We start from the raw sequence: 14921 nt of genomic DNA on the forward strand, positions 1-14921 counted from the left end.
CCCGCCGCTCCATCGCCGCGCACCTCGCGGCAACGCGACAGCAGGAAATCCTTGAACTTTTCATCCAGGTGACAGAAGGCCCGAACGTGCCAGCGCATCCCGTCATGCGCAAAGGCGTGGGGTGTGATGCGTCGCCAGATGGGTTGATCCGCGCGCCGCGATGTCATGGATTGATAGAGGATCTCGATGGAGCGCCGGTCCCTGATGACACCGACAAGGCGCTTCAGCACGGATGACTCGATGCGCCGCCTCGGCACCGGCACAACGCCTGCTTCCGGCGCGCGCACGATCCACGTCTCGTCGAAGCCGATGAGCCCGTCGGCCACGCACCAGAGCTGATCAAGATAGCGGTCCGCGTCCGGCTTCATGAAGCGCGGCGCGAAGTCGGCCGTGGGCACATAGCGCTTCTCGCTCGCGTCGTAACGCAAATTCAGCGGTGCCAAACGCTGGTAAAGGGCGAGATCGTTGGAGGCCTGAGGCACGGAAACGCCGAATTGCCCGGTGATGTCGCCCCGCCGAATGCCACCTTCCCAGAAGGCGCGAAACTCAATGAACTCCAGACGTTGCTCTGTGCCCCAGCGCAGGCGCTCGTCCGTCGCATCCAAAATTCGCTCTCCCTACGGATCAAGTTTCTTGACGGGTCGTAAAATTATACGCATAATTGACTATAATCTCGTTCTCCTTGTCTTTCAACGGGGTAGACAGAGATTTCAGCGAAGGGTGGGGCCGTCATGGTTGGAAAGATCGACATTATTGCGGCCACCGGAGCTTTGCTCATTGATACCGGGGACGGCCGGTTGACGCTCGTCTATTCGCAGGAAGTCTCCTGTCGCGACCTTCGCCGGGACGTTGGAAAGGAAGCGAGAACGGAACTGCGCCGCCATCTGGAAAAATCCGGCAGCCACGGGCTCGAAACCGTCTGCATTACTCAACGGGCCGTCTGCAAACACTTCGGCGAGGTCTTCTGGCTCGAACATTCCGCCGCGTATCAGGCGGTCAGCCGCATCCGGATCGGCGAATTGCGCGTGCCCGCCTCGCTTCTGATGGAGGAAGACGCGCGCGACGGAGACGAACTCGTGCGCCGCGAAGCGCTGTTCCGTCTTCGGCGGGGCGAAGGGGTGCTCGTCTTCTGCGGCGTGGCAAACGTCCGGGCATGGATGAAGCGCCACGACATCGATTTCGAAAGCCACCAGCATCTTTTTGTCGAAATGTCTGGAAGCCGAAATCACGTCGGGGGCATACGGACCTCGGCAAGGCAGTAGAACGGCTTCCAGCCCCGACGCTGCAAGGGTTTTGCGCGAGACGATCTTCAAGGATTTCATCGGCTCGCTCGCCGAAAAAATGGGCGAGCCGATTGATGCGCGATTTGCGGCAATAACCGTATTCCTGTCCGGTTTGGGCATTATCAGGAACGTGCTCCAGATTCGCCTCCTCGCGGAGGGCGAGGGCGGAGACCTCGAAGCCATTATCGCAAGAGCGATCATGGCCATGTTGGCCACGCCAGAATCTCAGGCACCGCAAACGCCGGCTCACCAAGCTACGGCGTGCGAGTGTCCGCAAACCGCACATCAGAAAGCGGAACAGGCAAAAGTTCAGGGGAGAACGCGCAAGGAACGTGTTCAAACTCGAAAAGGAATTGCCATGACCGCTATCGTCGATCTTAATGGAAAACGCGGCCTTGTTATCGGCATCGCGAACGAAAACAGCATCGCAGCCGGGTGTGCAGCGGCATTTCATCAGGCCGGGGCCGAACTTGCGGTCACATACCTCAACGACAAGGCGTTGCGGTTCGTCAGCCCTGTCGCGGAAGCGGTCAGAGCGAAGATCATGCTGCCCTGCGACGTCCGCGTTCCCGGCGAGCTGGAAGCGGTGTTCGAGACGATCGCCCGGCAGTGGGGGCAGCTCGATTTCGTGCTGCATTCCATCGCTTTCGCGCCGCGCGAAGACTTGCAGACGAGCATCGTGAATTGCTCCGCTGAGGGCTTCGCGCTCGCGATGGACATCTCGTGCCACTCCTTCATCCGCGTGGCGAAGCTGGCCATGCCGCTGATGACCGATGGCGGCTCGCTTCTCACGGTCACTTTCTATGGATCGGAGCGCGTGGTGCAGCACTATAACCTGATGGGCCCGGTGAAGGCCGCGCTCGAATCGACCGTGCGCTATATTGCGGCCGATCTGGCCGACAAACGCATCCGCGCGAACGCCATCTCGGCCGGTCCGGTCAAGACGCGCGCGGCTTCGGGCATCGGGCGCTTCGACGAGCTTCTCGACGAAGTTCGCGATCGCACGCCCGGTCATCATCTCATCAGCGTCGAGGATGTCGGCCGCGTGGCAGCCTTCCTTGCCAGCGAGGCGGGCTCATCGACCAACGGCTCCGTGGTGTTCGCCGATAACGGCTTCCACACCGTGGCCTGACGCGAGTTGCGCCGAGGTGCGGTCGCGGGCTTGCGCTCGCGACCGCACCGGAGCCTTGCACAACGCTTCGGCGCGAGCGATCCCCGATCCGCGCGCCGTTGAAAGGTTAAGAGAAACATGGACACGATCACGACCGCCCTCGTGCTCGCGCTCGCCGTTGTATTGAGCGGATGGGTTTCGCGCGCGCTTCCTGTCGCGTTGCCGCTGCCGCTCGTCCAGATCGGGCTCGGCGCAGCCATCGCCAATGTCGCGGATCTCGGCGTCGAACTGAAGCCGGACATCTTCTTCCTACTGTTCCTGCCGCCGCTCCTCTTTCTCGATGGCTGGCGCATTCCGAAGGAGGGCCTGTTCCGCGACGCGACCACCATCCTCGAACTCTCCTTCGGCCTCGTGATCTTCACGGTGCTCGGCGTCGGGTTGTTCGTGCATTGGCTCATCCCGTCGATGCCGCTCGCCGTGGCCTTCGCGCTCGCGGCCGTTGTGTCGCCGACGGACCCGATCGCGGTGTCCGCCATCGCCCAGCGCGTGCCCGTGCCGCAGCGGCTGATGCACATCCTCGAAGGCGAGTCGCTCCTGAACGACGCTTCGGGCCTCGTCTGCATGCAGTTTGCCGTGGCCGCCGCGCTGACGGGGACGTTCTCGCTGATCGACGCGACGGGCACTTTCGTCTGGCTGGCGGCGGGCGGCATCGCGATTGGCGTCGGCGTGACATGGGCGGTGACGCATGCGAAGAACTGGTTCGCCCGCACCTTCGGCGAAGACCCCGGCTCGCAGATCCTCATCAGCCTTCTCATCCCGTTCGGCGCTTACCTTCTGGCCGAGCATTTCCACTGTTCGGGCATCCTGGCGGCGGTGGCCGCTGGCATCACCATGAGCTATGCGGAGCAGACCGGACAAGCCATGGCGCTGACGCGGGTGAGCCGAGCCGCCGTCTGGGACACAATGCAATTCGCAGTGAAGGGCGTGATCTTCGTGCTTCTCGGCGAGCAATTGCCGACCATCGGAGCGGGAGCGGCGCAGGTGGTGCGCGATACAGGGCACATCGACCCGGCGTGGCTCTTGGTGTACGTCGTAGCCATCAGCGCCGCGCTGATCGCACTGCGGCTCGTCTGGGTGTGGGTGTCGCTGCGCTTTACGCTATTTCGCGCGGCGCTTCGGGGCGAAGTCATCCGGAAGCCGGGCTGGCGTCTCGTCGCCGTCACGGCGCTCGCGGGTGTGCGCGGGGCGATCACGCTAGCGGGCGTGCTCACGCTCCCTCTCGTGATGGAAGACGGTTTGACGCCATTCCCGGCGCGCGACCTCGCGATCTACCTCGCGGCGGGCGTGATTATCGTCTCGCTCATCGTGGCCAGTATCGCCTTGCCGTTTCTCCTCGGCAAGCTTCAGCTTCCGCCCGAGCCCGCGCGTGAAGAAGAAGAGGACAAGGCCCGCAGTCTCGTCGCCGAGGCGGCATTGAAAGCAGTCGAGACGCATAAGCGCACGGGCGGAGACGATATCGAAGACGCGGCTCTCTATGCCGATGTTGCTGCAAACATCGGAGACTTTTACCGCCAGCGTATCCGCGACAAGACCGCCGACGGCGAAGGCCGCGAAACAGTGCGCCGCGCCTATGAGATCGAGCGCGAGCTTCGTCTGGCCGCGATCCGGGCCGAGCGTGTGGAGATTCTCCGCTTGCGGCGCTCGCGGCAAATTTCGGAGGAAGTGGCCCGCAAGTTCGTGCGCGAACTCGATTTCATCGAAGCGCGCTTGATGTCGGCCTGACGTGAGACACAAAAAAATGGCCACCGCTGGTGGCCATTTTTTTGTGTCTGCGCGCTCGCGCGAGGACATGCCTCGACCGCCCTATTTCGCGGCGGCCGTGTCCCGGCCCACTTTCTCCAGAATGCCCGACGCATGGGTCATGACATGGAAGATCATGTTCTGCTCGATCACGCCCTGAAACAGGTATGCCGAGGGCCCCTGCGCGAACACCGCCACGTCGTCGCCCGCGTGCGATTCCGCGTCGAGCGGGATCAGCGCCTGCTGGCGGAAGTCGAGGGCGGTGGTATCCACGCCGTTGAGATCGGCGCGCGGTTCGTTCGCCTTGGCGCCCGGCCCGTTCAGATAGCCCAGCGTGGTGTAGGGCTTGCCGTCGAGGCCGTAGCCCGCGAGGCCGAGGATCGGGTTGCCGCGCTTCGGATAGCCCGCGATGGAAAAGACGTGGCTGTGGTCCGCCGTCAGGATAATCAGCGTTTCCTCGGGATCGACCTTGGCGTAGGCGGCCTTCACGGCCTCGTCGAGCGCCAGCGTGTCGAGGAGCGCGAGACCGGCCTTGCCGTCGTGATGAGCGTGGTCGATGCGGCCAGCCTCCACCATCAGCACAAAGCCATCCTTGTTCTTCGACAGAAGGTCGATGGCCTTGGTGGTCATCTCCGCGAGCGAGGGTTCGCCCGCCTTGTCCTTCGCGCGTTCCGCCTCGTATTGCATGTGGCTGCGCTCGAAAAGGCCGAGCACATGGCCGGTTTTGGCCGGATCGATTGCGTCGAACTGCGCCTTGTTCCAGACATAGGCCGCGTCGTTGTACTTGCGCTGCCACTCGTCGGCGAGATTGCGGCCATCGGCGCGCGTGCCCGTCTTGCTCTCGGTTTCAGGGTCGGCGACTTCCTTCGGCAGGAAATACGATCGGCCGCCGCCGAGAATCACCTCGAAACCGTTGCCTGCGGGCCATTCGACGAGTTGCGTGGCGATGTCCTTGCAGCCCGCCGCTTTGGCAGGGCCGGGAAGATTGGTATCGACTTCCCAGTCGCGGCCCGCCGTCTTGGCGTAGGCTGCCGCGGGCGTCGCATGCGTGATGCGCGCCGTCGACACGATGCCGGTCGAAAGCCCGGCCTTCTCGGCCAATTCGAAGATCGTCGTGACCTCGGTGCCCTTCTGGCTCGCGCAATTGCCGACCGTGACGTGCTGGTCGACGCCGATGGTGCCATTGACCGACTTCACGCCGGAGACCATCGCGGTCGCGGTCGGCGCGGAATCCGCCACCTGGCTGTCATGCGTATAAGTCTTCGACAGCGCCACATAGGGAAGAAGCGTCTCGAAGGCGAGCGAGTTGCTTTCACCATCCACGCCGCGCCGCTGCCCGTCCATGATGCGGGCCGCCGTCACGGTGGGGATCGACATGCCGTCGCCGACGAAAAGGATGATGTTCTTCGCCTTCTTCGTATTCGGCTGGCGTGCGAGGATTTTTTCGAGATCTGCTTTCGCCGCAAGGAAATAGCTGTCCTGCGCCTGCTTGATGCCCTGCGCCTGGGCGGGCGCGCACAGCGCTGCCACACCCGCGAGTCCCAAGGCCACCGCGAGGGTTCGTGATGTCATTTCGTGCTCCCGTAATGAGCCGCCGGCCGGTCGGCGAGCCCGAGCTTCCGTTATTACGACAGCCTTGTCACAGATATATGTCGGTGCCCGACAGAGGGGGCAGAGACAAAAGGCGAAGCCTGCGTTTGCTTATCAGGCATGCTTTATCTGCATGGCCTAGCCTCAGTCGCGCACAGAGTTGTTCCTCCCTCTTTCGTGGGTATTTGCTAAATTTCCGCTTTTTTTCAAGGTTAAGCCGAAAGTCTTAGCCCCAATGTCTTAGCTCCGTCGCATGGGAGCTATGCTAAATCTGCGATGTATTCGCGCACCGGAAACGCCTCCGGCAACCGCCATTTGTCCGGTTTTTCGAAACAGACGCATATCCAGATTGGGAGGGTTTAGTGACAGACATCGCAGCAGGCAGAGCCTACACACCAGCGGGCGCAATCAGCCCGGCTGAGCAGCGGAAGGTGGTCTTTGCATCTTCGCTCGGCACCGTATTCGAGTGGTACGACTTCTACCTTTACGGTTCGCTCGCGGCCATTATCGGCTCGCACTTCTTCTCCGGCCTGACCGAGTCCGGTCAGTTCATCTTCGCGCTGCTCGCCTTCGCCGCGGGCTTCTTCGTGCGCCCCTTCGGCGCCATCGTGTTCGGCCGACTCGGCGACCTCGTCGGCCGTAAATACACCTTCCTTATCACCATCCTCATCATGGGCCTGTCGACCTTCCTCGTCGGCGTGCTGCCCGGTTACAATACGATCGGCGTCGCGGCGCCCGTCATCCTGATCGCGTTGCGCCTGCTGCAAGGCCTTGCGCTCGGCGGCGAGTATGGCGGCGCGGCGATCTATGTGGCGGAGCATGCGGAACCCACCAAGCGCGGTTACCGCACGAGCTGGATCCAGACCACGGCGACGCTCGGCCTGTTCCTCTCGCTGATCGTCATCCTTCTTTGCCGCTATTTCTCACCCGGTGACACGGCTGCCGAAAAGGCTGCCTCGTTCGCGGCCGAATACGGCTTCTGGCGCATTCCCTTCCTCGTTTCCATCGTGCTGCTCGGCATCTCGGTCTGGATCCGCATGACCCTGAACGAGTCGCCCGTCTTCAAGGCGATGAAGGAAGAGGGCCGCACTTCCAAGGCTCCGCTCTCGGAAGCGTTCGGCAACTGGACCAACGGCCGCATCGTTCTGCTCGCACTGTTCGGCCTCACTGCCGGTCAGGCCGTGGTGTGGTACACGGGCCAGTTCTACGCGCTGTTCTTCCTGACGCAGACGCTCAAGGTCGACCCCTACTGGTCGAACATCATGATCGCGATTGCGCTCCTCATCGGCACGCCGTTCTTCGTCATCTTCGGCTGGCTCTCGGACAAGATCGGCCGCAAGCCCATCATCATGCTGGGTCTGCTGCTTGCGATCCTCACCTACTACCCGACGGGCCTTCTTAAGCCGCTCGGCCTCGGCTCCTACGCCTATCCCGGCGTGTTCGAACTCCTGACGCATGCCGGCAACCCGCAGCTTGCCAAGGCCATCGACACGTCTCCGGTTTCGGTTTTCGCCGACCCGAGCCAGTGCCGTCTCCAGTTCGACCCCGTGGGCAAGTCGAAGTTCACCTCGCCTTGCGACGTTGCGAAGTCTTCGCTCGTGAAGGCCGGCGTGCCTTACATCAACGAGACGGGCGCGGCTGGCACAGCGTCGATCAAGATCGGCGAGACAGTGGTGCAGTCGTATGACGCGGCGGCCCCCGATGCCAAGGTTCAGGGCGAACGCTTCAAGAAGGAACTCGCCGAAGCGCTCAAGACTGCGGGCTATCCGGCGAAGTCTGCGCTCGAAGGCATAAACTGGACCGTGGTCGCGCTCCTCGTCTACCTCGTCTTCCTCGTGACGATGGTGTACGGCCCGATTGCGGCGATGCTTGTCGAACTCTTCCCGACCCGCATCCGCTACACCGCGATGTCCCTGCCCTATCACATCGGCAACGGCTGGTTCGGCGGCTTCCTTCCGATCACCGCCTTCGCCATCGTGGCCTCGACCGGCAACATCTACGCCGGCCTGATGTACCCGGTGATCGTGGCGATCATGACCCTCGTCCTCGGCGTGCTCTTCCTGCGCGAGACGAAGGGCCGCGACATCATCAACTAAGACAACTTCGCCCTCGGGCCTCGGCCCGGGGCATCCCGCTCAATGGAAAAGCCCGCGTTTTCACGCGGGCTTTTTTGCGTTTCCGGTAATGCCCCGCAAGGCATCCGCTGTCATTTGTCGATCAATTCCGCGCCCCCGTGAGCCATCGCGCGCGAAACGCGTTTCACCGCAATCGCGCACAACGCGCCAAAAAATGACAACAAGAGGAGAGGAAACGATGAAACGAGTGCTCACGGCAGCTGCGATGACCGTCTGTTTCAGCGGCGCCGCTTGGGCCGCTTGCAGCGGCGGCTCGCTCCCGGACGGAAAGGGCGGGTGTTACTACCCGCCCTTCGCATCCGCCGACTGGTACAAGAAGCAGAAGATCCGCGAAGCCCGCATGCGCCGTCTATGCGCGATGGGCCGGAAATGGGCCTGTCCTGGACCGGGGCCCGTGGTCAGGTAGGGCCGGGTCGAACGCGCCTGCCGCGAAGCTCCGCGCGACCGAGGTCGGGCTTATTTCGCCTCCCGGCTTTCGCTCGCACCGACCACGGCAACCGCCGTCATATTGACGAGTCCGCGAACGGAAGCGGACGGCGTCACAATGTGGGCGGGCATCGCCGCGCCGAGCAGGATTGGGCCGATGGAAATGGCCGAGCCCAGCACCTTGATCGCGTTATAGGCGATGTTGGCCGCGTCTAGCGACGGCATGATGAGCACGTTCGCCTCGCCTTCGAGCTTCGAATAGGGGAACAACTCGCGCCGCACGCCTTCCGACAGCGCCATATCGGAATGCATCTCGCCCTCGGCCTCGACGCCCGGTTCGCGCTCCCAGAACAATTGAAGCGCCTCGCGCATCTTCTTCGCGCTGGGCGTATTGCCGCTGCCGAAGTTCGAGTGCGAGAGGAAGGCGAGTTTCGGCGTCAGGCCGAAGCGGGCCACCTGCCGGGCCGAAAGCACGGCGGCTTCGGCCACTTCCTCGGCGGTCGGGTCGTAGTTCACCTGCGTGTCGGCGACGAAGAACGTGCCCGACTCGAGCACGAGGGCGTTCAGCGCGGCGAAATTCTTCACGCCCGCGCGCAAGCCGATGATGTCGCCGATGTCCTTCAGGTGCCGGTCGAAGCGCCCGGTCGTGCCGCAGATCATCGCGTCCGCCTCGCCGCGCTTCAGCAGCATCGCGGCAATCACGGTGTTCTGCCGACGCGCCGCGACGCGCGCATCAGAGCGGGTGATGCCCTTGCGGTCGGTAAGGCGGTGATAGTCGGCGGCGAGATCGTCGACGCTGGCATCTTCGGTCGGGTCGAACACCTGGAAATCGACGCCCGGCTTCATCGGCAACGCCAGATCGCGCAGGCGCTCTTCCATGAATTTGCGGCTGCCGACGAGGATCGGCTGCGCGATGCCTTCCGACAGCACCTGATACGCCGCCTGAAGCACCTTCACGCGGTCGCCTTCCGCGAAGATGACACGCTTCGGCGCGCGTTTCGCCGCCTCGAACACGGGCTTCATGACGAGGCCCGAGCGGAAGACGAAGCGCACGAGCTTTTCGCGATAGGCGGCGAAATCGGCGATGGGACGCGTCGCAACGCCGGACTCCATCGCGGCGCGGGCGACGGCGGGCGCAAGCCGCGTGATGAGGCGCGGGTCGAACGGCTTCGGGATGATGTAATCCGGCCCGAAATGGAAGCTCTCCGCGCCGTAGGCCGTGAGCACGATGTCATGCGCTTCCGCCTGCGCAAGATCGGCGATGGCCATGGCGCAGGCCTTTTTCATTGTCTCGTTGATCTCGGTCGCGCCAGCGTCAAGCGCGCCCCGGAACAGGAAGGGGAAGCACAGCACGTTGTTGACCTGATTCGGAAAGTCCGAACGGCCCGTGGCGATGATCGCGTCCGGGCGCACAGCCTTCACCTCGTCCGGCATGATCTCCGGCGTCGGGTTCGCGAGCGCCATGATGATCGGGCGCTCCGCCATGGTCTTCACCATGTCGGCGGAGACGACGCGCGGCGCGGAAAGGCCGAGGAAGATGTCGGCGCCCACCAGCGTCTCGGCGAGCTTGCGGAATTCCGTCGGCTGTGCATAGCGCGCGAGGTAGGGGTTCATCTCCTCGGTGCGGCCCTCATAGACCACGCCCACGCGATCGGAGACGAAGATATTTTCGCGCTTGAGGCCGAGGCTGACGAGCAGGTTGAGGCAGGCGAGCGCCGCCGCACCGCCGCCGCAGCACGCGAGGCGCACGCTGCCGATGTCCTTGCCGACGAGTTTCAGCCCGTTCAGGATCGCGGCGGCGACCACGATGGCGGTGCCGTGCTGATCGTCATGCATGACCGGGATTTTCATGCGCTCACGGAGCTTCTGCTCGATCTCGAAGCACTCCGGCGCCTTGATGTCTTCAAGGTTGATCGCGCCGAAGGTCGGCTCAAGCGCCGCCACCGCATCCACGAAGCGGTCGGGGTCCATCGCATCGACTTCGATGTCGAACACGTCGATGCCCGCGAACTTCTTGAACAGCACCGCCTTGCCTTCCATCACGGGCTTGGAAGCGAGCGGTCCGATATTGCCGAGGCCGAGCACGGCGGTGCCGTTGGTGATGACGCCGATCAGGTTGGCGCGCGCGGTGAGGCGCGCCGCCGCCGCCGGGTCGGCCACGATCTCGTCGCAGGCGAACGCGACGCCCGGTGAATAGGCGAGCGACAGATCGCGCTGGGTGGACAGCGGCTTCGTCGGCGTGACGGCGAGTTTTCCCGGCGGGTCGCTCTCGTGATATTCGATCGCGCTCTGCTTGAAATCCTTCGCCATCGGGGCCGTTCTCCTGCGGGTGTTTGTCACCCCCACAGCTAGGCCATTCGCGGCGGCTGTTCAATGCACGCTTGCGCTACGCCGACGCGCGACTATCAGCCATGCGGAGGATGGGCGAAACGGCGTCACACCTTGGGCACGAAGATGAGCCGCTCGACGGGTTCGCCCTCGCAGAGATGCGATACGCAGATTTCGTCGATGTCCTCGACCGTCTTCGGCGCGTACCAGATGCCCTCGGGGTAGACGACGACCACCGGTCCCGCCTGGCAGAAGCCGAGGCAGCCCGTCACCGTGACGGCGAGTTCCGGGTCTTGCAACGCCTGTATCTTCGCGGAAAGCCGCTCGATCAGCGGCATCGCGCCGGAGGCCGCACAACTGCCGCGCGGATGCATCGGCGGCCGCTGTTGCGCGCAGATGAAGACGTGGCGCTTGAACACCAGCGGCAGGTCGAAGGGTCTGCCTTCCGGGGTGGCTGTGAGGGCTTCGGTCATTCGCTTCTCCTGTGCGTAGGCCGCGCGCGGCAGAAGGCAGAGAGCAAGGTTCGTACCGAAAGCGTTGCCGGGTGCGAAATGGCTGATCGCGGGACATGCGCGGCTTTCTGCGGCCGGGGCGAAGGCTGGAACTGGACTAATTAAACAAAGCGAATGTTCCGTTCCGGCCAAAGTGACGCATGCTGAGGACGCGACGATCCGGCCTTGCGACCACCGACACGAATAAGGCGGCGCGCGTCCGCACACCGCCCGAAACCGTCGGCAATCTGCCGTCGCCTATTCGGAAACGATCATGATCTCCGGCGGGCCTGCGTCGTCGTCCTCGGCAAGTTCGACGCCCGCGATGCACACGTCGCCGTCGATGATCGCGACAGGTATGCTTTCGAGGCTCTGGAACTTGCACTCGCCTTCGACGCAAAGCCCGGTATTCGGCTCGAACCTCGCGTCATGCTGCATGCAGTGCAGATGGCGCCGCCCGTCCGACACGTAATTCTCGGACTCTTCGTAAAGCGGCTTTTTCTCGTGCGGGCAGGCATTCACGTAGGCGTAAAACTTCCGAGCCTCGTCGCGCACGATCAGAATGGGGAACGGCTCATCCTTGCCATCCGCGCCCACCTTCGCAAGCGTGAACGGCTGCACCCAGCCGGGCGCAATGTTCGCCTCGCAAACGGCGTAGACGATGGTTTCTTTGGTATCGGTCATCTGATGTCCCTGTGCTGGGTTCGCGCCCTGATCTTTCGCCATGTCATGCAAGGAGCATGCCCCGTTGGGCCGACTTTAGAGACATTCCGAAACGGATACCAGCGCATCTTCCCTACTGTGGCATGTCGCTCTAGCCGTTGCCTCGCGCGCGGTCGCCGGACATAGTGCGGAATGCAACGCTCAGCCTTGTGAGATGGACTTCGGCACGGAGAGCCCATGAGGATATTTTTCGCTTTGTTTATCTTTTTTTCCGTGTCAGCGGGCGCGAAGGCTGAAGACGCCTCGCAACCTCTCGACGCCTGCCTCGACAAGGCCATGTCGACGGCGGCCACGATGGATTGTATCGGCCGCGACTTTGAGCGGAACGATGCCGAGTTGAACAGGATTTACAAGACGCTCCTCGAAAAGAACTCCGGCGAGGAAGATGCGAAAGAAATCCGCGGGCGGCTCATTGAATCTCAACGCGCGTGGCTCAAGTTCCGCGATACGAATTGCAGTTGGCGGGGAAGCGTAATGCTGGGCGGCACGGGTGAGAAAGTCATCGTTTCGGGATGCGTCAACCAGATGACGATAGACCGGGTCAAGGAACTGAAGGCCGACTGATGCGAGACATCCACCTGCCGGACGGCCGCGACGCGGTTAGCGCATACCAGCGGCCGCCGTTGACCGCCACGTTGGGCCTGATCGGCGCCATCCTCGCCGTTTATCTGTGCGAGGCCGTGTTTCGCATCGAAGGAAGCGGCACCCTCTTCGATCCCGGCATCTCGACGCTCGTCGCACTTGGCGCGCTCGACAAGAGCCTCGTCGTGGAGGGCGGCCAGTGGTGGCGGCTGTTCTCCGCGCCGCTGCTGCATGGCGGCGTGCCGCATCTTGCGTTGAACAGCCTCGCGCTTCTGTTCGCGGGCGCGGCGCTGGAACGCGTTGTCGGCCCCATATGGTTCGCGGCGATCTTCGTGGTCGGTGCGCTCGGCGGCGGGCTGGCGTCGCTCGCCATCAACGCGGCGGACCTCATTTCGGTCGGCGCGTCGGGCGCGATCATGGGCCTTTTCGCCTCGGCGCTCGTCATCGCCTATCGCTTTCCGATACAATCCCGCCAGCGGCGGCTGATGCTGTCGGGCTCGCTCGGCGTGCTCATTCCGTCGCTTATCCCGCTGTTCGACGGGCTGTTCGGGCAGCGGATCGACTTTGCGGCGCATATCGGCGGCGCAATCGCCGGGGGTATCGTCGGGGCCACGCTGCTCGGCCTGTGGCATCCGGATACCGAGGCACCGCCCCACCGCAAGACAGCCATCGCGATCGCGGTCCTCGGCCTGTGTGGCGCGATCTTCGCAGCGTCCCAGGTCGTCGCGACTTACAGCTCGCAGACGCTTGCCGTTTACGTCATCCCCGACGCGCGGCTACCCAAAGGCATGGACGAGATCCGTGCGCGCTCGGCGGAACTTCTCGCGGAGTTCCCGCGCGATCCGCGCTCGCACATTTACCGCGCCGTGACGCTGCAAGGCGACAACGACAACGCCGGCGCGGAACGCGAATGGCGCGCGGCGCTCGCCGAACGCGAGATGCTGCGCGCGTTCTTCAAGCCCGAGCTGGAGCATCTGATCCGGGTGAACCTTGCGCTGCTCCTGAAGGAGAGCGGGCGCAGGGCGGAGGCTGCGGCGATGGCGCAGCCCGTCTGCGCCTTCAAGGGCGAGCGGCAGATCTTGCTGGAAAATGCGGGGCTTTGCCGGCGTTGAAGGAGAAGGCCGCGCGATGGCCCAGCGGAGGAAACGTCAGCGCGCGATACTAGCCCAGCCGTTGACGGGGTTCACGTCCACGGCCACCTCGACCTCATGTTCGCCGCCGCCGAGTAGCACGCCGCTAACGGGGCTTACGTCCTGAAAGTCGCGCCCGAAGGCGATGGCGATATGCTCCTCGCCCGGGATCATGTTGTTCGTCGGGTCGAAATCCACCCAGCCGATTTCGGGCGACCACACCGAAATCCACGCGTGGCTCGCATCCGCGCCGATGAGCTTCGGCTGTCCCACTGGCGGGTAGGTCAGCAGATAGCCGCTGACATAGCGGGCGGCGAGACCCATCGTCCTGAGGCACGCGATTTCGAGATGCGCGAAGTCCTGGCACACGCCGCGCCGGATGCGGAGCACCTCCTCGACCGAAGTCGCGGCATCGGTCGCCCCGCTCTCATATTTGAAATCGCGGTTGATGCGCGCCGTGAGGTCTTGCACAGCTTCGAGCATCGGGCGGCCCTCCACAAAGCTCGCCCGCGCGAATTTATGGATGTCGCGCGACGGCCGTATGAAGCGCGACGGGCATGAATATTGGATCGCCTCGAACGTTTCCGGGCCGAGATTGGCGCGAAGCGTCGCGGCGACATCGTTCCAGCTTGCCGTGCGGCTCGTGTCGATCTGCATCGGCGCGAACACCTCGACCTGCGCGCGCGAATGAATCAGCAACTCGCGATGATCCTGCTCAATGGCGATCAGCGAGACGGGATTGCCGAAATCGTCGATCATTTCCGCCTTGGAGGCGGGCGCCGGATCGATGATGAGGCTGTGCCGTGAAACCGTTTGGCGGTAATGGGAGCGAGGCGTCAGGTGCAAGACATGGTGGGACTGCGAAACCGGTGCCGAATAGCGATACGTCGTTCGATGGCTGATCTCGAAATTCATGAATGGCTACCGAAGCGGGTGTAGACGCGCCGAAGCTCTTCTTCGGTCAGGTTGAAATAACGGCGCGTAATCGCTTCGGAGAGCTTCGGCAAGCCCGAAAGCAGGGCGCCCAGCAACTCCTGAAGCTCCACGCGATTGCCGGACGCGTCGGCATGCTCAAGGCTGGCGACCTTCGCGAGGCGCACCTTCGTCAGAAGCTCCAGAATGAGCCGTTGCTCCTCGTTGTGCGGGGCGTGCGGCGAAGCCTGCGGCAGCGCCTGAAGATGGTCCGTGATCGCGCAGAGCTGGAAGCCGATACCACGCGGATTCGCCTCGTCCACCATGAGGAGGTCGAGCACGAGCGAGAGGATCGGCGCGAACAGATATCGCTGGCGGAAGGGGATGGTGCTGTCCGCCACGTTCAGTAC

General features: G+C 63.5%; 14 protein-coding genes and 1 pseudogene. 8 read left to right on the forward strand and 7 right to left on the reverse strand.

What is annotated here, in order from left to right:
* Positions 1–605: BrxR family helix-turn-helix transcriptional regulator (locus T281_RS11840; RefSeq protein ID WP_037239080.1), on the reverse strand; the 605-nt coding region annotated here is incomplete at its 3' end.
* 126 nt (positions 606–731) lie between these two features.
* Between T281_RS11840 and T281_RS11845 the strand changes: the two genes are divergently transcribed.
* From T281_RS11845 to T281_RS11855, 4 genes and pseudogenes are all read left to right on the forward strand, one after another.
* A complete protein-coding gene (locus T281_RS11845; protein WP_052037417.1) occupies positions 732–1262 on the forward strand; it encodes a hypothetical protein in 531 nt (176 codons plus the stop codon).
* Positions 1201–1482: pseudogene (locus T281_RS19900) on the forward strand (TetR/AcrR family transcriptional regulator); the annotation flags it as partial. The gene T281_RS11845 and the pseudogene T281_RS19900, both read left to right, overlap by 62 nt.
* A gap of 159 nt (positions 1483–1641) precedes the next feature.
* On the forward strand, positions 1642–2415 hold the full coding sequence (gene fabI / locus T281_RS11850) for an enoyl-ACP reductase FabI (protein WP_037239085.1): 774 nt from the start codon (positions 1642–1644) through the stop codon (positions 2413–2415).
* A gap of 117 nt (positions 2416–2532) precedes the next feature.
* The gene (locus T281_RS11855) at positions 2533–4176 is read left to right on the forward strand and encodes a Na+/H+ antiporter (protein ID WP_037239067.1); all 1644 of its coding nucleotides are present in this window, start codon (positions 2533–2535) and stop codon (positions 4174–4176) included.
* 81 nt (positions 4177–4257) lie between these two features.
* On the opposite strand, the gene T281_RS11860 is transcribed toward T281_RS11855, so the two are convergent.
* A complete protein-coding gene (locus T281_RS11860; protein WP_037239069.1) occupies positions 4258–5766 on the reverse strand; it encodes an alkaline phosphatase family protein in 1509 nt (502 codons plus the stop codon).
* A 380-nt stretch (positions 5767–6146) separates the two neighbouring features.
* On the opposite strand from T281_RS11860, the gene T281_RS11865 reads away from it, so the two are divergent.
* Both T281_RS11865 and T281_RS19395 read left to right on the forward strand, forming a co-directional pair.
* Entirely contained in the window at positions 6147–7880 is a 1734-nt protein-coding gene (locus T281_RS11865) for an MFS transporter (protein ID WP_081796760.1), read from the forward strand.
* A 217-nt stretch (positions 7881–8097) separates the two neighbouring features.
* The gene (locus tag T281_RS19395) at positions 8098–8325 is read left to right on the forward strand and encodes a hypothetical protein (protein WP_013419213.1); all 228 of its coding nucleotides are present in this window, start codon (positions 8098–8100) and stop codon (positions 8323–8325) included.
* A gap of 50 nt (positions 8326–8375) precedes the next feature.
* Here the strand turns inward: T281_RS19395 and T281_RS11870 are convergent, their stop codons facing one another.
* The 3 genes from T281_RS11870 to T281_RS11880 all read right to left on the reverse strand — a co-directional run bounded on the left by T281_RS11870 (position 8376) and on the right by T281_RS11880 (position 11848).
* Complete coding sequence (locus T281_RS11870; RefSeq protein WP_037239073.1) at positions 8376–10655, reverse strand: NADP-dependent malic enzyme; 2280 nt, start codon at positions 10653–10655, stop codon at positions 8376–8378.
* Between the two features lie 125 nt (positions 10656–10780).
* Positions 10781–11146 carry a (2Fe-2S) ferredoxin domain-containing protein gene (locus T281_RS11875; protein ID WP_013419215.1) on the reverse strand — a complete coding sequence of 122 codons (366 nt, stop codon included), beginning with the start codon at positions 11144–11146 and terminating at the stop codon, positions 10781–10783.
* A gap of 276 nt (positions 11147–11422) precedes the next feature.
* Positions 11423–11848 (reverse strand): Rieske (2Fe-2S) protein, encoded by a 426-nt coding sequence (locus T281_RS11880; RefSeq protein ID WP_162173166.1) that lies wholly within the window; start codon positions 11846–11848, stop codon positions 11423–11425.
* 216 nt (positions 11849–12064) lie between these two features.
* Here T281_RS11880 and T281_RS17820 point away from each other — a divergent pair, with 216 nt between their 5' ends.
* Both T281_RS17820 and T281_RS17825 read left to right on the forward strand, forming a co-directional pair.
* On the forward strand, positions 12065–12451 hold the full coding sequence (locus T281_RS17820) for a lysozyme inhibitor LprI family protein (RefSeq protein ID WP_052037419.1): 387 nt from the start codon (positions 12065–12067) through the stop codon (positions 12449–12451).
* A complete protein-coding gene (locus T281_RS17825) occupies positions 12451–13581 on the forward strand; it encodes a rhomboid family intramembrane serine protease (RefSeq protein ID WP_052037420.1) in 1131 nt (376 codons plus the stop codon). Before T281_RS17820 ends, T281_RS17825 begins: the two co-directional genes overlap by 1 nt.
* Positions 13582–13617: 36 nt before the next feature.
* Here the strand turns inward: T281_RS17825 and T281_RS11895 are convergent, their stop codons facing one another.
* Positions 13618–14514, reverse strand: coding sequence for a transglutaminase family protein (locus T281_RS11895; RefSeq protein WP_037239076.1), 897 nt, complete (start codon positions 14512–14514; stop codon positions 13618–13620).
* Positions 14511–14921, reverse strand: a 411-nt coding sequence (locus T281_RS11900) for an alpha-E domain-containing protein (protein ID WP_162173167.1), incomplete at its 5' end; no start/stop codon positions are given. The genes T281_RS11895 and T281_RS11900, both read right to left, overlap by 4 nt.

Source organism: Rhodomicrobium udaipurense JA643, assembly GCF_000636015.1.
Lineage (GTDB): Bacteria > Pseudomonadota > Alphaproteobacteria > Rhizobiales > Rhodomicrobiaceae > Rhodomicrobium > Rhodomicrobium udaipurense.